This window comes from Halomonas sp. ABH4_019, assembly GCF_056159885.1.
The window spans coordinates 935,465-955,158 of the sequence record NZ_JBSWWC010000002.1; the positions used below are offsets into that span (position 1 = coordinate 935,465).

The window sequence follows — 19,694 nt, forward strand, 5'->3', positions numbered from 1 at the left end:
CTACCCCAGGGTCGCCAGGGAAGGGAACAGATCGACCAGGATGCTGGAAAGCCGTGTCATGGTGCCCGAGACGATGGCAATGCCCATCAGGATCACGATCGTGCCAGCGACCGGGCGGGCATAGGCGCTCCACCTCCCCAGACGTTGCCGATGCAGGGCGAATCGATTGATGAGCAGGGTGCTGGCGAGAAAGGGCAGCGCCAGGCCCAGCGAATAGGTACTCAAGTAGATCATGCCAGCCTGGGCACTGGCGGCACTGGAGGTGGCCATCAGGATGGCACCCAGGATGGGGCCGATGCAGGGTGTCCAGCCGATGGCGAAGGAGACTCCGAACACCGTCGCCGACAGCGGGGAGCCGCCCTGGACGTTTGGAGTGAACTGAAGGGTGCGCTGGAACAGCGGCAACCGGAACACCCCGGTCATGAATAGGCCCAGCACGATCACCACCGAGCCGGCGACCCAGTTGAACTCCTGACGATACCCCCGCATCAGTTGGCCGATACCGCTGGCACCGAGCCCCAGCAGGATGAACACGATGCTGAAGCCGAAGACGAAGAAGACGCTGAGGATCAACGCCTCCAGACGTCGATCGGCCTTGCCGGCACTCCCGCCCGTGACCACCGACAGGTAGGCTGGCAGCAGCGGCAGCGTGCAGGGCGAGAAGAAAGAGACCAACCCGCCGGCGAAGGCACCGATCAGGCCAATAGAAGAGAGAGATTCCAAGGCGTTACACTTCCTGGGGCAAGGTGCTAGGCGCGAAGCAGCCTGTGGCCAGCCGCCTGCTGCGCATTTGGTTCGGCGGATGATCCTAAAGGGTGAGTCCGCCTCAAGGTCAACCATGGTAAATGATTATCTATATAACCTAACGGCATAACACGCCTTCCTTCGAAAGCCCTTGACCTTAAAGTTGACTTCAAGGATATCGTGCGTAGTGCATCATCCGGCACTTTCCATAGATAAGGATAGCGAGATGACACTACAGCTAGGGGAGATAGCTCCCGATTTCACCGTCGAATCCACCGAAGGTACGCTTGGCTTTCATCAGTGGCTGGGCAAGGACTGGGCCGTGCTGTTCTCGCACCCGGCCGATTATACGCCTGTCTGTACCACGGAGCTCGGGGCGTTTGCCAAGCGCAAGGACGAGTTCGCCGCGCGTGGGGTCAAGCTGGTGGGGGTCTCGGTCGACCCCCTCGCTTCCCATAACGACTGGGCCAAGGATATCGAGCAGACCCAGGGTGCGGCCCTGAACTATCCCCTGCTGGCGGATGCGGACCAGGTCGTGGCGGACCTGTACGGCATGATCCACCCGAAAACCGATCCCAAGGTGACGGTGCGTACCGTCTTCATCATCGATCCTGACAAAAAAATCCGTCTCACCTTGACCTATCCGCCCAGCACCGGGCGTAACGTCGACGAGATCCTACGGGTCATCGACTCGCTCCAGCTGACCGACAAGCACAAGGTGGCCACGCCCGTCGATTGGCAAAGCGGCGACGATGTCATCATCCTGCCGTCGCTGTCGGATGATGACGCCAGAGAACGCTTCCCCGAAGGCTGGGAGGTCAAGACGCCCTACCTGCGTGTCGTCCGCCAACCACGCTGAGGGGCCACTGTCCTTGAATCTGGCAGCCCGACTCAACCGGGCTGCCAATAACCGTCGAGTGATGACGTCGTTGAGGTGAACCCATGCAGACACTCAGTATCGGCGAGCTTGCCGAACGTAGCGGGGTCGCCAGCCAGGCGATCCGCTATTACGAGAAAGAGCAGCTCATGCCCGCCCCTCAGCGAACGGACGCCAACTATCGGCGCTATCCCCTGGATGCCGTGGCCAGGCTCGACTTCATCGTGCATGCCAAGCAGTGGGGGTTCACGCTCGACGAGATCCGCGAACTGCTGATCCTCCAGGATGCCAACGGCGATCGCGCCCAGGCCAAGCGTATCGCCGCAGAGAAGCTGCACAAGATCCGCGAGCAGATCAAGCATCTCACTCGGATCGAGGCCGTGCTGTCGAAAACCCTCGACGAGTGCACGGGCGAAGGGCCGATGCGGGAAGGCTGCCCGATCGTCGAGGCCATCGCGGGAAAAGACGAGTGAACAAGCGCATGACCAAGGGCCTTGTAACGCCAGGCCACCGCTACGCGCATGCCGGGTCGGCGAGAACCTAGTGGGGAGAACGCAGCGATGACGGAAAACGTCACTATCGAGATTCACGGCATGTCCTGTGCGTCCTGCGTGGGGCGCGTGGAGCGCGCGCTCGGCAAGCAGCCGGGCGTCATCGACGCCCAGGTGAACCTGGCCATGCACAAGGCGGCGATCGAAGTGGAGAAAGACACGGCGACTACCAGCCTGGTCGACGCCATCGAGGCGGCGGGCTATCAGCCGGTGGTGGAAAGCGTCGAGATTCCCGTGACCGGCATGAGCTGCGGTTCCTGCGTCTCGCGGATCGAGCGGGCACTAGAGAAACTGCCCGGCATGGTCGAGGTGAGTGTCAATCTCGCCACCCAGAAGGCCTTCGTGCGCTATCTGCCGGGGGCCGTGTCGTTGCCGCGCCTCCATCACGCCATTCGCGAGGCGGGCTACGAGCCGCAGGAGGCCGATGCGCCACAGCCGGCGGACAGCGAGGATCGGGAAGGGCGTCAGCTTCGCAACCGGGTCGTGCTTGCCGCAGTGTTCACGCTGCCGGTGGTAGTCATCGCCATGGGCAAGTTTCTCCCGTCCCTGGATGCGCTCTTTTCCAGCCTGATGTCGCATCGGGGCTGGATGGCGATCGAGTGGCTGCTGACCACCCCGGTGCTGTTCTATGCCGGGGCGCGCTTTTATCGTGGCGGCTATGCCGAACTCCGGCATCTCAACCCGGGCATGAACAGCCTGGTGATGATCGGCACGAGTGCCGCCTACTTCTATTCGGTCGCGGCCCTACTCGCGCCCGGTGTTTTCCCGGCGGGGACTGCCGTGAGCTACTTCGAGGCGGCGGCGGTCATCGTCACCCTCATCCTGGTGGGACGCTACCTGGAGCATATCGCCAAGGGTCGCAGTTCGGAGGCGATCAAGAAACTGCTGCAACTGCAGGCGAAGACCGCCCGCGTCATCCGCGATGGCGAGACGCTCGAGGTTCCGATCGACGCCGTCGTGCCCGGTGATCGCATCCTGGTTCGCCCGGGGGAGCGCCTCCCGGTGGATGGCGTGGTCGAAGAGGGGCACTCCTACGTCGATGAATCCATGATCAGCGGTGAGCCGGTGCCAGTCGCCAAGCAGCGGGACGCCGAGGTCGTCGGGGGCACCATCAACAAGAACGGGGCCCTCACCTTCCGTGCCACAAGGGTCGGCGCCGATACGCTGCTGTCGCAGATCATCAAGATGGTGGAGTCGGCGCAGGCCGATAAACCCCCGATCCAGCAGCTGGCCGACCGGATCGCCGGGGTCTTCGTCCCGGTGGTCATCGCCATCGCCCTGATCACCTTCGGAGTATGGTTCGCCTTCGGCCCGGCCCCGGCCCTGTCGTTTGCGTTCGTCACCACGGTCAGCGTGCTGGTGATCGCCTGCCCCTGTGCGATGGGACTGGCCACGCCGACCGCGATCATGGTAGCCACCGGCAAAGGCGCCGAGATGGGTGTGCTGTTCCGCAAGGGGTCCGCCCTCGAGACGCTGGCCAAGATGGATACTGTCGTGCTCGACAAGACCGGCACCCTCACCCGAGGTCGCCCCGAACTGACCGACGTCGAGGCGCTCGACGAAAACGAGAACGATGTGCTTCGCCTGGTGGCGGCGGTGGAAGCCCAGAGCGAGCACCCCATCGCCGAGGCCATCGTGCGCGGGGCCCAGGAGCGCGGGCTCGATCTGCCGGCCGTCAGTCACTTCAGCGCCGAACCGGGCTACGGCATCGAGGCCGAGGTCGAAGGCCACAAGATCCATGTAGGTGCCGATCGCTACATGAACCGGCTAGGCATCGAGCTTGGCCAGGTGGAAGCACGCGCCACGGCGCTCGCCGAAGATGCCAAGAGCCCACTCTATGCGGCGGTGGACGGTCGGCTGGCAGCGATCATCGCGGTGGCCGACCCGCTCAAGGCGGGGTCCGTCGAGGCCATCGACGCCCTGAAGGCGCTGGACCTGGAGGTGGCCATGCTCACCGGCGACAACCGTGGTACGGCCGACGCCATCGCCCGGCAGGCCGGTATCCAACGGGTGCTCGCCGAGGTGCTGCCCGATCAGAAGGCGGCCGAGATCCGGCGCCTCCAGGCGGAGGGCAAGCGGGTCGCCTTCGTGGGGGACGGCATCAACGACGCCCCGGCACTGGCCCAGGCCGACGTGGGCATCGCGATCGGTACCGGCACGGATATCGCCATCGAGGCCGGCGATGTGGTGCTGATGCGTGGCGATCTGCGCGGCATCGTCAATGCCACGGCGCTCGCCAAGCGTACCCATCGCACCATCATCGGCAATTTCGTCTGGGCCTATGGCTACAACCTGGCGCTGATCCCCGTGGCCGCAGGCGTGCTCTATCCGTTCATCGGCGTATTGCTCAACCCCATGCTGGCGGCCGGCGCCATGAGCATCTCCAGCGTCTTCGTGCTGACCAACTCGCTGCACCTGCGCCGCTTCACGCCGGATATCGACGACGCGACGCCAAGCACCGACGGGGCTGCCCAGCCAGAACGGGCCCATCCCGCCTAAGCCACTCACCCGGTTATCGAAGAGGAATTCGACATGATGGGAAGCGAAAACTGCATGTGGGGCATGGCGGGGATGGGCCTGATCGGCATCCTGCTGGTCATCGCGCTGGTGCTCGGCGTGGCAGCACTCGTCAAATACCTGTTTTTCAGCAGGAAGCGTGACGACTGACAGCCCATCGCCTACGTGTCGACGTCATTGTTCGGGTTGACCAGGGAGCGGAATTAAAGAGGCCATTCATGCAGAATACCACTCGCTTCACTTATTGCCTTGCTATGGCAGGGCTGTTCGGTTTCATCACGCTCCCCACTCTGGCGGAGGAAAGGGGGAGCGGCTCCAATGCGGGTAACAACGTTAGCCGTGTAGCGAATGCCGAGCCCGCCCTGCCCGATTCGATTACGGTCTTGTTGGACCGCGGATTCAAATTCCACGCTACCTTCGAGGCCCCGGGGGATATCCTGGGGTATGCCTTATCCTATGATAATGAGCCCGTAGCGGCCTATGTTCCCCCCACCACCGATTACGCTATCGTCGGCACCTTAATCGATCCTCAGGGCAATGATGTCATGGAAAGCCAGATTCAAACTCTGGTGCTGGGACCCATGCTGGAGGCGGCCTGGAGCGCATTTGAAGACACCCGCTTCATTTCGGAAGGGGCCGATGATGCATCACATATCGTCTACACCCTGACCGACCCCAACTGCCCCTACTGCAATGCGCTGTGGAAGAGTTCGCGGCCCCTGATTGAACAAGGAACGCTTCAGCTTCGCCATGTGCTGGTCGGCGTTCTGTCAGAGGACAGCATCCGCAAGGCAGCCGCAATTCTTGAATCGGACAATCCCGTCAGCGCTCTCGAGAGGCATGAGCTGAACTTTCGTGAGGGCGGTATCACACCGGTGAGGCCGTCGGAGGAGAGTCGTGCCTTGCTGACACAGCATGCCCGGATCATGCGTGAAGCAGGGGCCACGGGGACGCCGACCAGCTATTACCGCGATGAAGAAGGGAACGTGCAGCGTATCAATGGGGCGGTATCGACCGACCGGCTTCGCGAAATACTGGGTGTCGAATGACCCCCCAACCGACTCGTCGATTCCATCGAAACGGGCTGACTAGGGACACACGACTCGAGATGAGCATGGCAAACAAGCTCGGGATAACGCCAAGGCTAGCAGTAGGGGCCGCCGTGCTGATTGGCTTGGCAGCTCTCTACTGGGGCCTGATGGAGACCGAGTCCTTATCGATATTCACCGATAAGAACGCCTTGCGTGAGTGGGTAGATCAACTGGGCATCTGGGGACCGTTGGCCGTCATGGCAATGATGATAGCGGCCATCGTCATGAGCCCGATCCCCAGTGGACCGATCGCCATGGTCGCCGGTGCGATCTACGGGCCGCTATGGGGAACGGCGTATGTGGTCATCGGTGCCGAGGCCGGCGCGCTGATCGCCTTCTGCCTTGCTCGCCTACTCGGCTACGAGGCGATCCATCGCTGGTCGCGTATACGTCCCATGTTGGACTGGCTGGGAAGGGAACGCTCCCAGACCGCCTTGATGCTCGTGGTCTTTGCCTCCCGACTGGTGCCGTTCATTTCGTTCGATGCCGTCAGCTATGCGGCGGGCCTCACGCCGCTGGCCTTCTGGCGTTTCTTGATCGCCACGCTGGCTGGCGTGATTCCCACGGCGTACCTGATCGTCAAGTTCGGCGAAGTGCTCATCACTGCCGACTCCAGAGGCTTGACAACCGTACTGATCTTGATCAGCGGCATTACATTGTTACCGATCCTGACGAAACTCGTTTGGTCTCTGCATCGAAAGCGAAGAAATAGCTCGATTTGACGGGCTGAAGAACCGATCGCCTCGCCCAAGACACAACGCGACTCAAGACGGAATCACTATGCTGGTCCAAATCATTCCCGAACTCGGTCTCTTCTCGCTGATTGTGGCGCTGGGCCTGGCATTTCTACAGGCTACCGTCCCCTTGGTGGGTGTCACGCTCCGCCGCCCACTCTGGATGGCCTTCGCCGAGCCCATGGCATGGGGGCAATTCGCCTTCCTGCTGGTGGCCTATGCCAGCCTGACCACGAGCTTCCTGCTCGATGATTTCAGCGTGGCTTACGTCGCCAACAACGCCAACTCGATGCTGCCGTGGTACTACAAGTTCACGGCGGTGTGGGGCGGCCATGAAGGCTCGGTGCTGCTGTGGAGCCTGATCCTCGGTGGCTGGGGCTTCGCGGTCAGCCTGTTCTCGCGCAACCTGCCACGTGACATGCTGGCCCGGGTGCTGGGGGTCATGGGCATGGTAAGCACCGGGTTCCTGCTGTTCATCCTGATCACCTCGAACCCCTTCGAGCGCCTGCTGCCCAACATCCCCCAGGACGGTGCCGACCTCAATCCGCTGCTCCAGGACGTCGGGCTGATCATCCATCCTCCGATGCTCTATATGGGCTATGTGGGCTTCTCGGTGGTCTTCGCCTTTGCCATCGCCGCCTTGCTGGGCGGACGCCTCGACGCCGCCTGGACGCGCTGGGCGCGGCCCTGGACCAATATCGCCTGGGCCTTCCTCACCATGGGCATCGCCCTGGGTAGCTGGTGGGCCTACTACGAACTGGGCTGGGGTGGCTGGTGGTTCTGGGACCCGGTGGAGAATGCCTCGTTCCTACCCTGGCTGACCGGTACGGCACTCATCCACTCGCTGGCAATCACGGAGAAACGTGGCACCTTCAAGAGCTGGACCGCGCTGCTGGCGATCTTCACCTTCTCACTCTCACTGCTGGGTACCTTCCTGGTGCGCTCCGGAGTGCTGACATCGGTACATGCCTTCGCCAATGATCCGTCACGGGGCATCTTCATTCTCGCACTGCTGGGCATCACGGTGGGCGTTTCCCTGCTGATCTTTGCCCTGCGCGCACCTCGCATGAGCGGCAATACTGGTTTCGGTTGGTTGTCTCGGGACGCGCTATTGCTGATCAATAACATCCTCTTGGTGGTCATGACCGTCACCGTGCTGCTGGGTACGGTCTACCCATTGATCCTCGATGCCTTGGGGCTGGGCAAGATCAGCGTCGGACCGCCGTACTTCAATACCCTGTTCGTACCGCTGACCGTCTTGCTCTGCGTGTTCATGGGGCTGGGCCCCGTGGCGCGCTGGAAGCAGATGCCCGGACGCGAACTGCGGCGTCGTCTTGCATGGGCGGGTATCGCGGCGCTAGTCATCGCGGCGGCAGTACCGTTTCTCTACGGCGGTGAGTGGAACATCGCCGTCGCGCTGGGCCTGGCCATTGCGCTATGGGTCGTGCTGGCCTTGATGCGTGATCTGTACGACAAGACTCGCAATGCCTCCTCCCTTCGAGCCGGCCTACGCAAGCTGTCATTGATGTACTGGGGCATGGTGATCGGTCATCTGGGCCTGGCCGTTACCATTGTGGGGGTGACCATGGTGTCGAACTATGCCACCGAGCGTAATGCGCGCCTTGCCGTGGGGGAGCGTGTCGAGGTGGGCGGCTATAGCTTCACCATGACCGACCTGAGCAAGCGCCGCGGGCCCAATTTCCTGGCCGATACGGCCACCATCGAGGTGACTCGTGACGGCCAGCGTGTCACCACCATGCACCCCGAAAAACGCCTGTATATCGCCCGCGGTCAGCCCATGACCGACGTGGCACTGCGCCCTGGGCTGCTGCAGGACATTTACGTGGCGCTGGGCGAAGACCTGGGTGACGGTGCCTGGGCCATGCGAATCCAGATCAAGCCGTTCGTCCGCTGGCTATGGCTGGGGGCGCTGCTGATGGCAACTGGCGGCCTGCTGGCAGTGGCGGATCGTCGCTATCGACGTCAGCGCGCAGTGGCACCTGAATCCACCCTCTCCCGGGAGGCGCGCATATGAAACGCCGATTGTTACTGCTGTTACCCCTGTTGATATTCCTGGGTCTGGGGTTCTTTCTCTACCGCGGCTTGGCCATGGATCCCAGTGCCCGCGATTCGGCACTGCTGGCCCGGAAGTTTCCGGCCTTTACCCTCTCGACATTGAAGGACCCCAATGAACGACTCGATGAGTCGCTACTGCTCGGACAAGTCACGCTGGTCAATGTCTGGGCCGAGTGGTGCCCGACCTGCAAGGAGGAAATGCCCCAGTTGCTAACACTCGCTGAACGCGGCGTACGCCTGGTCGGCATCAACTACAAGGACACCCGCGCCAAGGGGCAGGAGTTTCTTGACGAGTTCGGCGATCCCTTCGAAGTCAACATCTTCGATCCGGATGGCGACCTGGGGTTCGAGCTCGGCGTCTACGGCGTGCCGGAGACCTTCCTGGTCGATGACGAGGGCCTCATTCGCTATAAGCACACGGGCTATATCACTCCCGAGGATGTCGAGCAGGTCATGCGGGAGGTGGAAAAATGGCGCTAAGCATACGGGCAGGCACCCTGCTCGCCCTGCTCCTGCTCATGTCGTCTGCGCTGGCCGCCTCGGCCATCGAGGTGCGTGACTTCGAGAATCCGGTGATGGCCGAGCGCTATCGCGATCTTACCGCCTCATTGCGTTGCCCCAAGTGTGATGCCCAGGCCGTTGACAGCTCCGACTCTCCGGTGGCTGCCGACATACGCGAGCGTGTCGTGCGCTTGCTGCACGAAGGGCGGTCCGACAAGGAGATCCTCGATTACATGGTCGCACGTTTCGGCGAGTTCGTGCTTTACAACCCGCGCCTCGACGAGCGTACCTGGCTGCTGTGGGGGTTGCCGGCGGCGCTGGTGGTGATCGGGGGAATGATCGTGGCGGTCTTCGTCCGCCAACGCAGGCATGCCCAGGTTCGAGCACTCAGCGCTGAGGAGCGCGAGCGCCTCAACGCATTGGTCAACCGCGAGGGGAACGAATGACTCTGCTCTGGTTGGGTATCGCTCTGTTACTGCTGCCAGCACTCTGGGTTCTGAGCCTGCCGTTGAGGCGTGCACGATCCGTACGGGCCGCTCAACAGGCCTTCGAAGCGGAGGAAAGCTCCGAAGCGCAGAATGTGGCGGTGTATCGCCAGCGTCTGGCCTCGCTAAACGCGGCCCATGCCCGTGGCGAGATCGATGTCGCGCGTTTCGAGGAGGGCCGGCTGGAGCTTGACCGAAGCCTCCTCGAGGACACCGAGATGCAGCGTCGCTCACCGCTCAAGCCCCCCCAGGCCGGGCGGCTGTTGGTGCCGCTGGTGATGGTGGCATTGGTGGTTGTCAGTGTGCTCTGGTATCAGCGCGAAGGAGCGGAGGGTGACCTGGCGTTGTACGCCGTGCATCAGGAGGTACGCAATTCGCCTGACGGCTCGCTGGCGATGCTGATCGAGCGCCTGGAAGAGCAGGCCGAGATCCAGCCAGACAATCCCAAGGTGTGGATGTCGCTGTTTCCTCTCTACCGCGACAACGGCCAGTTCGAGCCGGCGATCCACGCGCTCGAGCAGTTGATCGCGTTGGAAGGGCGCCAGGCCAGTCTGCTCGCTCAACTGGCGCAGATGAAATTCTTCGCCGCCAACCGCACCCTGACCGGCAAGGTGCAGGCACTGGTCGAAGAGACCCTCGACAAGGACCCACGCCAGCCGACGATACTCGGCATGCTGGGGATCGAGGCCTTCGATCGCGGCCGCTATGAGCAGGCGATCGACTACTGGCGACGTGCCATCGCCGGCTTTGATGATCCCCGGTCGGCCGATGCTCTGCGTGATGGCATCGCCGCCGCCCAGGAGCGTCTGGGAATCGCGCCCGATGGCAGCGAGGAGGCGCAGGCCGCCGGGGATGGTCCGTCGCTCGCGGTCAGGGTCAGCCTCGCTGAAGCGCTCCGCGCACGGAGCGCGCCGGACGACACGGTATTTGTCATTGCCCGCGATGTGGCCGGCGAACTACCGCCACTGGCAGTGGAGCGGGCCACGGTTGCCGATCTACCACTCGAGGTGACACTAGATGATGACGACGCCATGGCGCCCCAAGCACGGCTCTCCCAGGTTACCGAGGTGCGCCTGACGGTACGCGTCTCTTCATCGGGTGATGCCACCCCACAGCCAGGCGACCTGTTCGGCGAGGCGGGACCGGTGATGTCCGGTGAGTCCGCCCCGCCGGTCGACGTCACCATCGACCGCGTCGTTGAGTGATGCAGGCCTACCACATGCTGACTCGGTGACATCGATCTAGAGCCATTAAACCATAAAGGAAGACACATGCTGCAATATCCGCAGATCGATCCCGTGGCTATTTCCCTGGGGCCGGTACAGATTCACTGGTATGGCCTGATGTATGTGGTCGGCCTGGTCGCCGCCTGGTGGCTGGGGCGTCGTCGTGCCCATCGACTGGGGCTGAGTCATGACGATATCGGCGATCTGATCTTCTACGGCGCCCTGGGGATCATCCTCGGGGGTCGCCTCGGCTATGCGCTGTTCTATGGGCTCGAGCAACTGCTGGCCAACCCCCTGTGGCTCTTCAGAATCTGGGACGGTGGCATGAGCTTCCATGGCGGCCTGGCCGGCGTACTGATCGCCGCGCTGTTGTTTGCCCGCAAGAAGCGCCTCGCCTTCTTTCAACTGACCGATTTCATCGCCCCCCTGGTGCCGATCGGCCTGGGGGCCGGGCGACTCGGCAACTTCATCAATCACGAACTCCCCGGCCGTATCAGCGAGATGCCCTGGGCCATGGTGTTCCCGCCCATGATGGGGCTGGGCCCGGAACCGCGTCACCCCTCGTCTCTTTACGAGTTTGCCCTGGAGGGCGTGGTGCTGTTCGGGGTGCTGTGGTGGCTGTCGAGCCAGCCACGCCGGCGGGGCCTGATCTCCGGGATGTTCCTGCTGCTCTATGGCGCCTTCCGCTTCGCCGTGGAGTTCGTGCGCCTTCCCGACGCGCACATCGGCTTTATCGCCTTTGGCTGGGTGACCATGGGAATGGTGCTGACCCTGCCGATGCTTATCGCAGGCCTGGCGCTGCTGGTCTGGGCGAGGCGTCAGCCAGTGGATAAGACGAAACCCGCGGTGGCCTCATGAAAACGATCCTTGCTTCTCTGCTGGTGCTGCTGTTCGTCGCTACACCGGTAGCGGCCCGTGAGGGAATGCCCTTGGGCGGTGACAACAGTAATCCTTTCAGTGACCCTGCTCAGCGGAAATTCCTGCCGGCGAAGGAGGCCTTCCGGGCCAGCGCCTGGCGAGACGATGAGCGAGTCTATGTAGGCTTCCTCAATGCCAAGGACTATTACCTCCACCGCCACCAATTCGCCCTGGACAGCCGCGCCCCGGACATCAGTGTCGGAGAGCTGGCAATCCCCCCCGGCGAACGCATGGTGCATGCGTCTCTGGGGGAGATCCGGGTGTTCTATGACCGGGTGGTGCTCAGTGCGCCCATCGAGGCGAGCGACGCCGCTACCGAGCCGCTGGCCATCACGGTGACCTTTCAGGGCTGTTCCGACCAGGGGCTCTGCTATCCCCCCCAACAGGTCGCGCTCGACGCGCTTCACGGGTCGCCTCCGGCGGCCTTCACCACCCCCTCCTCTCGTGATGCGACGGATCATCCCAACGGAGCACCTTGAATGGATCCCACCGCCCTGAGCCTACCGCCGTTGGCGGCGGCCTTCGTCTTCGGCCTGCTGGGGGGCGCCCACTGCATCGGCATGTGTGGCGGCATCATGAGTGCCCTGACCTTCGCCGTGCCCCCCAGCATGCGACAGCCGGGACGCCTGGCGGGCCTGTTGCTCGGCTACAACCTGGGCCGCATCACCAGCTACATGATCGCCGGTACCCTGGTGGCACTGCTCGGTTCCGTGCTCAATCATGCCCTGGACGGTATCGCCCTGGCACTGCGTGTCCTGGCGGCGATCATGCTGATTCTAATGGCGTTGTATATCGCCAACTGGTGGAAGGGCTTGCTTCATGTCGAGGCCCTGGGTCGTTCTCTGTGGCGGCGTATCGAACCGGTTGGCCGACGCTTGATGCCCGTCGTGAAGGTGCCTCAGGCCGTTGCGCTGGGTTCGATCTGGGGCTGGATGCCTTGCGGGCTGATCTATTCGATGCTGGCCTGGAGTCTGGCCGTGGCCGAGCCGTTGCGCGCTGCGGCGATAATGGGCGCCTTCGGGCTCGGCACCCTGCCCGTCGTCCTGGCGACCGGTGTGGCCGCGCGTCGCGTCTCGCTATGGATTCGTCATCCGGCGACCCGCACGATGGCAGCGTTGCTGATCATGGCGTTCGCCGTCTGGCAACTCTGGCATCTGTCATCGATGACCGGCATGGACGACACAGCCAACATGACGCCGTCGCATCACTGATGGCCACGCTGAGTCGTCCCGTCCTGTTACGGCGTCAGCTCTGCTATCAGTTGGTTGAGTCCGGGCGCTTCGGTAGTGCCACGAAACTCGGCGTGCGGACGTCGCCTGGCTCGTTCCACCCAACTTGCCAGGGTCTGCAGCTCTCGAACGCGCGAGTGGATGAGCGGTAAGCTCTCGGCCAGCCGGTCATCCCCATCGAGAGGCGAAGCGTTATCTCGTTCCACGCGCACCAGTACCTCTTTGATTTCCTTGAGGCTGAAACCCAGACAACGCAGGCAGTCAATAAAACGAAGCCGCCCCAGCACCTCTTTGTCATAGAGCTGATAGCCGTTATGCGGATCCCGCCGCGACGGTAACAAGCCTTCTCGCGTGTAGTGGCGCACCGTTTCGGCGGTGACGCCACCAGCCCGGGCCAGTTCGCTGACGCGCATCGATCTACCCTCCACTACGTGCCTGAGAGCAGTCTACAACCGCGGGGCTGCCCAAGGGTCAAGGCCGCTGACCGGCCTTCGCCGACGAGCAGCCTATGCCGACGCGGAGGCCTAAAAATAGGGCTTGACCTTGAAGTAGGCTTCAAGGATACCTTTCCAACAAGTAGCCACGCTGAGGATGTTGAACCCAAGATCAAGCCTTCCCACCCTCGCGGGTGGATAGGTGATTCCCAGGAAGATAAAGGAGAGTGTCATGCGGAAACGTCATACTGCGATCCTGACTGCCGTCATCATAGCCACCAGTGCCTTCGGCGCCGGCTCGCTTCTTGCGCAGGAAGAAAATCAGCAGAAGCCAATGGAAGGTCAGGGCATGCAAGGCAACATGATGCAGGAAGGTGGCATGCACGGCATGATGGGAATGATGAGCGAAATGAACTCCATGATGGAAAAATGCAATGCCATGATGGACAAGATGCAACAGGGTCATGAGAGCGACAGTCAGTCCTGACATGAGATCGGCAGGGGCTGCTCCGCAAGGAGCAGCCGCGTGACGGTGTTGATGATGCGAGCGGAGGACGGCATTTGAGTAAAAGCATCTATGCGCCGTTAGCCATTCTGTTGCTGATAACAAGCGCTCCAGCCTTCGCTCACTCCCTCGAAGAGGCCGAGGAGACGTTGCAGGAGCGGGAGCGCTACGCCCAGTTTGTCGACCAGCCAGCACCGGCATTTTCCCTGACCGATGCTGACGGCAATACTGTATCGTCTTCTGACTTCGAAGAAAGCGTCGTGGTGCTCAACTTCATCTACACCCGCTGCCAGCAAGCCTGCCCGGTGCATATGAACCTGATCGCCGAGGTGCAGGAACGAGTCAGCGACGCCGGCCTGAGTGAGGAGGTCGAGTTCATTACTATTGCCACCGACAGCGAGGATATCGTCGGCACCCGGGAGAACATGCGGGCCTATGGCGAGAACTTCGACCTAGACTCCGCCAATTGGCGTTTCCTGTATCGTGACGAAGGCGAGCCGACCGATACCACACGTCAGGTCGCAGAGACCTATGGCCTCCGGTTCGACGACGTTGCCGAGGGCATCCAGGCCCATGGCGTCGTGACCCATGTCATCGATCCGTCGGGGCGTATGCGCGCCCGCTTTCATGGCCTCGAATTCGATCCAAAGCACCTAGTTTCGTATATACGGATACTGGCAGAAAGACCTGAGACATTATCCACCGGCACTTGGGACCGTATCCGTCATTACGTTACCGATATCGTTAACTAACTAATTCCGCGAGACAATGATCCACGGCATCATCGCTCATTTCATGACCTCCTCGGAGACTCCGCATATGAAGTACGGAAAAACACTGGCCATCGCTTCTCTTTTGACCTTTCCCCTCTCGGGACTGGCAGCCGAGACATCGGCCACCCTCTACAAGAACCCCAACTGTGGCTGCTGTGCCGAATACGCCAAGTATCTCGAACAGAACGGGTTCGAGGTGGAAACGATCGACACCCATGATCTTGCACAGCTGAAAACCGAGCACAACGTGCCCGAGAAACTGCATGGCTGCCACACCACGCTTATTGGCGACTATGTCTTCGAGGGTCACGTCCCCGTAGAAAGCGTCACCCAGGTGCTCGAAGAAACGCCCTTTATCAAAGGCCTGAGCGTACCCGGCATGCCCCTCGGCTCGCCAGGGATGTCGGGTGAGAAACAAGGACCGCTGGAAGTCTATACCCTGGCCTTTCAGCCGACCGAAACTCCTGAGGTCTACGCCATCCACTGAAGGTAAGCGCTGGTGATTGGGAAACGGATCGCAACGAGGTGGCTAGTGGTGTCACTGCTGACGGCCATGGCCACGACGGCCGCCGCCACGCCCCCTGAAAATCTAGGGCCTCAGGGATTTCTTCTCTGGGAAAGCCCGCGCGACGTGGCTGAAATAAGCTTCGAAGATGGCACAGGTTCCTCCCTGACCCTGGCCGACTTCGAGGGCAAGACGATCCTGCTCAACCTCTGGGCGACCTGGTGTGGCCCTTGCCGCGAGGAGATGCCCACCCTGGATACCCTCCAGGCCGAACTGGGGGGAACGGATTTCGAAGTCGTTGCGCTCTCGATCGACCGCAAGGGTATCGAGGTCGTCAACGACTTCTATCAGGAAGTGGGGATCGAGCATCTTGCCCCCTATGTCGATCCAACCGGCATGGCCAGCGCGGACCTGGGTGCCGTGGGTATTCCCACGACGTTTCTGCTCGACCACCAGGGCAGAGAGATCGGGCGCCTGGTCGGGGAGGCCGAATGGGATACCCCCGAGATGATCGAGTTTCTGACCGAAACGCTAGAAACCACCCAATGAGGAAGCGCCATGAGTTGCTGTGACGACAAGAACCCGCAGGGGCAGGAGAAAACCGGGCTGACAGGCCTGCTGACGGGCCCCCGCCGCTGGATGCTGTTGGGTGCCGCGGTCGTGGCGGGTGGCCTGGCCATGGGCTGGGATCAACTGGTCCTGCTGGGGATCGCCCCTATCCTGGTGAGCCTCTTGCCTTGCCTCGTCATGTGCGGAGCAATGTGCATGATGAAATGCAAGGACAAGAAAGGTAAGGCTACCGACCAGGGCGAAGCCACCGACGTGCAAGCCGGAGTGGAAGCCGCTACCGAGGTATCCACGGAGACGGCATCCGCCCATCGCCAAGCAGCGGTTCACGAGGTGTCGTCCGAGCGGCCCGACTCCAAATTCCAAGCCTAGCCACGGGATAAGGAGGGATGCTGGAGATTGCCAATATCGGCCTGGCGACGGCCTTTCTGGCGGGCTTGATTTCGTTCGTTTCACCCTGCGTCTTGCCGCTCGTGCCTGGCTATCTCTCCTTCGTGGCCGGGCGATCGCTTGGGCAGATACGGGAAGCGGACCGGCGCGAGCGGCTCCGGGTGTTGACCCAGTCGCTATGGTTCGTGCTGGGCTTCTCCACGGTATTTTTGATGCTGGGGGCCAGTGCCACGGCCATCGGTCGTCTACTGCTGGTCTATCGCCAGGAGGCGAACCTGGTCGGCGGTCTCATCGTCATCCTGTTCGGTGCCTTCATGACCGGGCTCATCCCGCTGCACTGGTTACAGCGAGAATGGCGGTTCATCGGCAGGCTAAAGGAAGAGGGTGGCGGGCCCGGTGCGGCTTATCTGCTCGGCGTGGCGTTCGCCTTCGGCTGGACCCCCTGTATCGGCCCGATCCTGGGTGCCATTCTGACCGTCAGCGCCTCGACGGCCAATGCCTCGAGCGGCTTGGCATTGCTCGGTATCTATTCGCTGGGCCTGGGGGTGCCCTTCCTGCTGAGTGCCGTTTCGCTCGATCGCTTCTTGCATCACCAGAAGTTCCTGCGCCGCTGGGGCCGGGTCATGCACCTGACGGCCGGGCTGATCATGATCCTGATGGGTATCCTGATGATCACCGGACAACTGACCGAGCTGTCCTATTGGTTATTGCGCACCTTTCCGGCGCTGGGCAGCATCGGCTAGCCAATATTCGAGGAATCACTGATATGAAAATCGCCGCAAGTCGCTTCTGGCGTGCCCTGTCATTGACGGGCTTGGTCATCGTCAGCCTGGGGATCACCGGGTTGGCCGGGGCGGACGAGGAGACATCGCCGTTGCTGCATTACGACCCGACGAGCGAACGGCTACTCAAGGTGGAGGCCAACCGGCTTTCCGAGAGCACGAACGATGGAGAGACCTGGCAAGAGCTCCCCTTGCCGGAGGCCGTCAAAGAGGGGCGGGTAGTCACGGTCTCGGTACCGGCAACAGCCGAACAGACGCTCTATATTGCGGGTCCAGGGATCGGGGTACAGCGCAGCACCGATAATGGAAAGACTTGGCAGGAACTCAACGAGGGCTTACCCAGTGAGAATGTTATCGCCTTGGCCACCCACCGACATCAGGCCAAGACCCTCTATGCGGTGATCGCCGACGATGGCCTCTACCAAAGCGAGGATACCGGCACGACCTGGAAGAAGATGGATAGCGGTCCTGGCCAGCCCATCCGCCGGCTCGTCCACTCCGATATGGAAGGCAGCATGCAAACCGGGTGGCTCTATGCGGTGTCCGACGATGCGGTACGCCTGTCGATGGACTGCTTCTGCGGCTGGCGACCGACCGGTGAGCTCGATGCCGGCAGGGTCTACGATGTGGCCTATGACCTCGAAACTCCTGAGCGCGTCTATGTCGCCACAGAGCAAGGCCTGTGGCGCAGCGACAATGGCGGCCAGGAATGGCAGCCGGTGACGGATGACGGCCCGGCGCTCGTCGCGCTCGCTTATTCTCCTGCAGGAATGCTCTATGGCCTGAATCGCGAAGGACAGCTCCTGCGTAGCAATGATCAGGGCCAAACCTGGACACCCCCCGATGCGTAGGCGCTGGTTCTTCGCCACAACCTGGCTGCTGCTCAGTGCCGCCGGGCAGGCCATAGCGGATGACAGCACCTCTTCAAGCGATACCTCTCGGTTGGAAGAGGGAGAAAGCATCTACCAGCAGTATTGTGCCAGCTGCCACGGCCGCCAGGGCGAGGGCATGCCGAACTGGGAGCGCCAGAATGCCCAAGGCGAACTGCCGGCGCCTCCTCACGGGCCGGAGGGCCATACCTGGAAGCACTCCGATGCCATGCTCTACCGGATCGTCGCCGAGGGGTGGCGCGATCCTTGGAACAAGACCGAGCGACTCACGATGCCGGCCTTCGAGGATGTCCTGGCCCCGGCCGAGATCCGCTCCGTGATTAATTACCTCAAGACGTTATGGACACCGGAACAAAGGCATCATCAGGCGGATGAAAGCGAGGGAGCTCCATTTCCAAAGCAAAGAGAGTAGCTATGGGGCTAGGGAAGCGCTGCACAAATCTCTCCGCTGGCAGGCCGGCAGCTGCGGCGAGGTAAAATCTGGCTTTCTGACCACAGTCTGATCAAAGCCAACTGAACAAGCAGATCTCATTCGCTCAGGCTCAGCACCAGGACAAGAAGGAGGTTACTCGCCGCAAACGGTTCTTGGCCCAGATGGAGGCCCTGATGCTTTGCCAAACGCTGGTCGAGGGGCGGCTGTGCATGTTCCTCGCCCGAGTAATGTGGTTTGTGGTAGTACTGTCACTCTTCCTGTATGACCATAACGGCTGCCCACTGGACAGTCTAGGTTCTGTACGAAAAGTCAGCTCGTAGGCAGCAGCTTATACCAGCCAGGCATACCATGGCGCACAAGCTACGATCCAGTGTGGCGATTCGCCGTAGCTCCTTGAACCAGCTAAAGTCACGCATACCACATTGCGCTCCCGATACTTGGGCTTGTCGAACCCTCGGGGAGGCCAGGACGAGGCTTTCGGTACATCTTGCGCTGCGCGATGATCAGCTTCATCCGGTATCGATCGCAGCAACGGCGTAAGTCATCGCTGTCGTAGCCTTTGTCGTGCACAATATAGCGGCAACGCTTTCGTTGCCGCCCCGCCTGCGCCCCAACACATGGTCTACAGGTTCGTCCGTTCCCCCTTTTTGCCGCCTCCCGAGGCAGCCCGTGTGGCACGAACGGCCGTGGAGCTGATTATCCAGGCATTCAGGTCCATCAGGCCATCCTCGCGAAGCTGGAGCTGGAGCTGGAGGCGTGTCAGCACGGCTTCGAAGGTGCCATCATCATGCCACTGGCGGAATCAGTCATACACCGTGGACCAGGGACCGTGACGCTCGGTAAGATCGCGCCACTTGGCTCCCGAGAAAAGTATCCAGAAGATGCCGTTCAACCTGGCGGTCATCGCGACGGAGATGCCCCGTTGTCTTCGGCGGCGACACGATATTCTCGAAGAGAGCCCAACCGATGTCGGAGATCTCGTAGCGTCCTGCCGTACCTCACCTATACTGTTGCGGCATAGGGAAAGTTAGCAAAATCTACTTTCGTACGAACCCTAGGTAATCGGTTACGGCGTCATGTAGATCCAGATACTTCGACTGCCCCGCCACCTTGCCGGCGATAAACGGGCTATCACCTCGTTTATGGCGGTGCTGTTTCTGACCTGGGCTGCCTGTGGATCTCGGCCGCTCTGGTGGCGTTTGCGCTACCATGGAAGGTAACTGGAGAGTAATGTGGGACTACCTGCCTCCTTAACTAGAATATCATTCATGGCCTCGCAGCTAATGGCGATTTTTTCAACACTAGGCCTAGGCTACAGGCATGATTCTACATACCAGCCTCGAGACGGTTGACATCTCATCGCATGCCACGAAGCCCGGCTAGAACATTGCGTATTCCGACGAACGTGACCAGTGATTTCGTACCTGCCCCACATGCTGCTGGGCCCTGGGACCGCGCAGGTCACC

23 protein-coding genes and 2 pseudogenes are annotated in these 19,694 nt (G+C 61.6%); 22 read left to right on the top strand and 3 right to left on the bottom strand.

The annotated features are described in order from the left end of the window. Positions 1-723, bottom strand: a complete 723-nt coding sequence (locus ACXAFN_RS11475; protein WP_474988797.1) for a cytochrome c biogenesis CcdA family protein — start codon at positions 721-723, stop codon at positions 1-3. Between the two features lie 247 nt (positions 724-970). On the opposite strand from ACXAFN_RS11475, the gene ACXAFN_RS11480 reads away from it, so the two are divergent. The 13 genes from ACXAFN_RS11480 (at position 971) to ACXAFN_RS11540 (ending at position 12,931) form a co-directional block, all read left to right on the top strand. After that, the gene (locus ACXAFN_RS11480) at positions 971-1,603 is read left to right on the top strand and encodes a peroxiredoxin (protein ID WP_474988799.1); all 633 of its coding nucleotides are present in this window, start codon (positions 971-973) and stop codon (positions 1,601-1,603) included. A gap of 83 nt (positions 1,604-1,686) precedes the next feature. Then, entirely contained in the window at positions 1,687-2,094 is a 408-nt protein-coding gene (locus ACXAFN_RS11485) for a heavy metal-responsive transcriptional regulator (RefSeq protein WP_474988801.1), read from the top strand. Between the two features lie 87 nt (positions 2,095-2,181). Further along, the gene (locus ACXAFN_RS11490; RefSeq protein ID WP_474988803.1) at positions 2,182-4,671 is read left to right on the top strand and encodes a heavy metal translocating P-type ATPase; all 2,490 of its coding nucleotides are present in this window, start codon (positions 2,182-2,184) and stop codon (positions 4,669-4,671) included. A 33-nt stretch (positions 4,672-4,704) separates the two neighbouring features. Next, on the top strand, positions 4,705-4,839 hold the full coding sequence (locus ACXAFN_RS11495) for a hypothetical protein (RefSeq protein ID WP_474988805.1): 135 nt from the start codon (positions 4,705-4,707) through the stop codon (positions 4,837-4,839). A 68-nt stretch (positions 4,840-4,907) separates the two neighbouring features. Beyond that, complete coding sequence (gene dsbG, locus ACXAFN_RS11500; protein ID WP_474988807.1) at positions 4,908-5,738, top strand: thiol:disulfide interchange protein DsbG; 831 nt, start codon at positions 4,908-4,910, stop codon at positions 5,736-5,738. A 65-nt stretch (positions 5,739-5,803) separates the two neighbouring features. Beyond that, on the top strand, positions 5,804-6,502 hold the full coding sequence (locus tag ACXAFN_RS11505; RefSeq protein ID WP_474988809.1) for a TVP38/TMEM64 family protein: 699 nt from the start codon (positions 5,804-5,806) through the stop codon (positions 6,500-6,502). Between the two features lie 58 nt (positions 6,503-6,560). Further along, positions 6,561-8,549 (top strand): heme lyase CcmF/NrfE family subunit, encoded by a 1,989-nt coding sequence (locus tag ACXAFN_RS11510; RefSeq protein ID WP_474988811.1) that lies wholly within the window; start codon positions 6,561-6,563, stop codon positions 8,547-8,549. Next, positions 8,546-9,070 carry a DsbE family thiol:disulfide interchange protein gene (locus ACXAFN_RS11515; protein WP_474988813.1) on the top strand — a complete coding sequence of 175 codons (525 nt, stop codon included), beginning with the start codon at positions 8,546-8,548 and terminating at the stop codon, positions 9,068-9,070. Before ACXAFN_RS11510 ends, ACXAFN_RS11515 begins: the two co-directional genes overlap by 4 nt. Beyond that, positions 9,061-9,537 (top strand): cytochrome c-type biogenesis protein, encoded by a 477-nt coding sequence (locus ACXAFN_RS11520; RefSeq protein ID WP_474988815.1) that lies wholly within the window; start codon positions 9,061-9,063, stop codon positions 9,535-9,537. Before ACXAFN_RS11515 ends, ACXAFN_RS11520 begins: the two co-directional genes overlap by 10 nt. Then, positions 9,534-10,781, top strand: a complete 1,248-nt coding sequence (ccmI, locus tag ACXAFN_RS11525) for a c-type cytochrome biogenesis protein CcmI (protein WP_474988817.1) — start codon at positions 9,534-9,536, stop codon at positions 10,779-10,781. Before ACXAFN_RS11520 ends, ccmI begins: the two co-directional genes overlap by 4 nt. Positions 10,782-10,847: 66 nt before the next feature. Then, positions 10,848-11,660: a prolipoprotein diacylglyceryl transferase gene (lgt, locus tag ACXAFN_RS11530; protein ID WP_474988819.1), complete on the top strand. Its 813-nt coding sequence runs from the start codon at positions 10,848-10,850 to the stop codon at positions 11,658-11,660. Next, the gene (locus tag ACXAFN_RS11535; protein ID WP_474988821.1) at positions 11,657-12,199 is read left to right on the top strand and encodes a protein-disulfide reductase DsbD domain-containing protein; all 543 of its coding nucleotides are present in this window, start codon (positions 11,657-11,659) and stop codon (positions 12,197-12,199) included. The genes lgt and ACXAFN_RS11535 overlap by 4 nt, the downstream gene beginning before the upstream one ends. Further along, complete coding sequence (locus tag ACXAFN_RS11540) at positions 12,200-12,931, top strand: sulfite exporter TauE/SafE family protein (RefSeq protein ID WP_474988823.1); 732 nt, start codon at positions 12,200-12,202, stop codon at positions 12,929-12,931. A gap of 26 nt (positions 12,932-12,957) precedes the next feature. Here the strand turns inward: ACXAFN_RS11540 and ACXAFN_RS11545 are convergent, their stop codons facing one another. Continuing rightward, positions 12,958-13,362, bottom strand: coding sequence for a MerR family transcriptional regulator (locus tag ACXAFN_RS11545; RefSeq protein WP_474988824.1), 405 nt, complete (start codon positions 13,360-13,362; stop codon positions 12,958-12,960). A 253-nt stretch (positions 13,363-13,615) separates the two neighbouring features. On the opposite strand from ACXAFN_RS11545, the gene ACXAFN_RS11550 reads away from it, so the two are divergent. The 9 genes and pseudogenes from ACXAFN_RS11550 to ACXAFN_RS11590 all read left to right on the top strand — a co-directional run. Beyond that, positions 13,616-13,870, top strand: coding sequence for a hypothetical protein (locus ACXAFN_RS11550; protein ID WP_474988825.1), 255 nt, complete (start codon positions 13,616-13,618; stop codon positions 13,868-13,870). A gap of 74 nt (positions 13,871-13,944) precedes the next feature. Further along, positions 13,945-14,640, top strand: a complete 696-nt coding sequence (locus ACXAFN_RS11555) for an SCO family protein (protein WP_474988826.1) — start codon at positions 13,945-13,947, stop codon at positions 14,638-14,640. A gap of 16 nt (positions 14,641-14,656) precedes the next feature. Then, positions 14,657-15,148 (top strand): DUF411 domain-containing protein, encoded by a 492-nt coding sequence (locus ACXAFN_RS11560; RefSeq protein WP_474988828.1) that lies wholly within the window; start codon positions 14,657-14,659, stop codon positions 15,146-15,148. A gap of 48 nt (positions 15,149-15,196) precedes the next feature. Then, positions 15,197-15,715 (top strand): TlpA family protein disulfide reductase, encoded by a 519-nt coding sequence (locus ACXAFN_RS11565; protein ID WP_474988830.1) that lies wholly within the window; start codon positions 15,197-15,199, stop codon positions 15,713-15,715. Between the two features lie 9 nt (positions 15,716-15,724). Further along, positions 15,725-16,105, top strand: coding sequence for a hypothetical protein (locus ACXAFN_RS11570; RefSeq protein WP_474988832.1), 381 nt, complete (start codon positions 15,725-15,727; stop codon positions 16,103-16,105). A gap of 17 nt (positions 16,106-16,122) precedes the next feature. Beyond that, on the top strand, positions 16,123-16,866 hold the full coding sequence (locus tag ACXAFN_RS11575; RefSeq protein WP_474988834.1) for a cytochrome c biogenesis CcdA family protein: 744 nt from the start codon (positions 16,123-16,125) through the stop codon (positions 16,864-16,866). A 23-nt stretch (positions 16,867-16,889) separates the two neighbouring features. Continuing rightward, a complete protein-coding gene (locus tag ACXAFN_RS11580) occupies positions 16,890-17,756 on the top strand; it encodes a WD40/YVTN/BNR-like repeat-containing protein (protein ID WP_474988836.1) in 867 nt (288 codons plus the stop codon). Beyond that, a complete protein-coding gene (locus ACXAFN_RS11585; RefSeq protein ID WP_474988838.1) occupies positions 17,749-18,207 on the top strand; it encodes a c-type cytochrome in 459 nt (152 codons plus the stop codon). The genes ACXAFN_RS11580 and ACXAFN_RS11585 overlap by 8 nt, the downstream gene beginning before the upstream one ends. Before the next feature lie 101 nt (positions 18,208-18,308). After that, positions 18,309-18,422 (top strand): annotated as a pseudogene (locus ACXAFN_RS11590) (IS5/IS1182 family transposase); the annotation flags it as partial. Positions 18,423-18,518: 96 nt separating this feature from the next. On the opposite strand, the pseudogene ACXAFN_RS11595 reads toward ACXAFN_RS11590, so the two are convergent. Continuing rightward, positions 18,519-19,205: pseudogene (locus tag ACXAFN_RS11595) on the bottom strand (transposase). Positions 19,206-19,694: the final 489 nt, after the last annotated feature.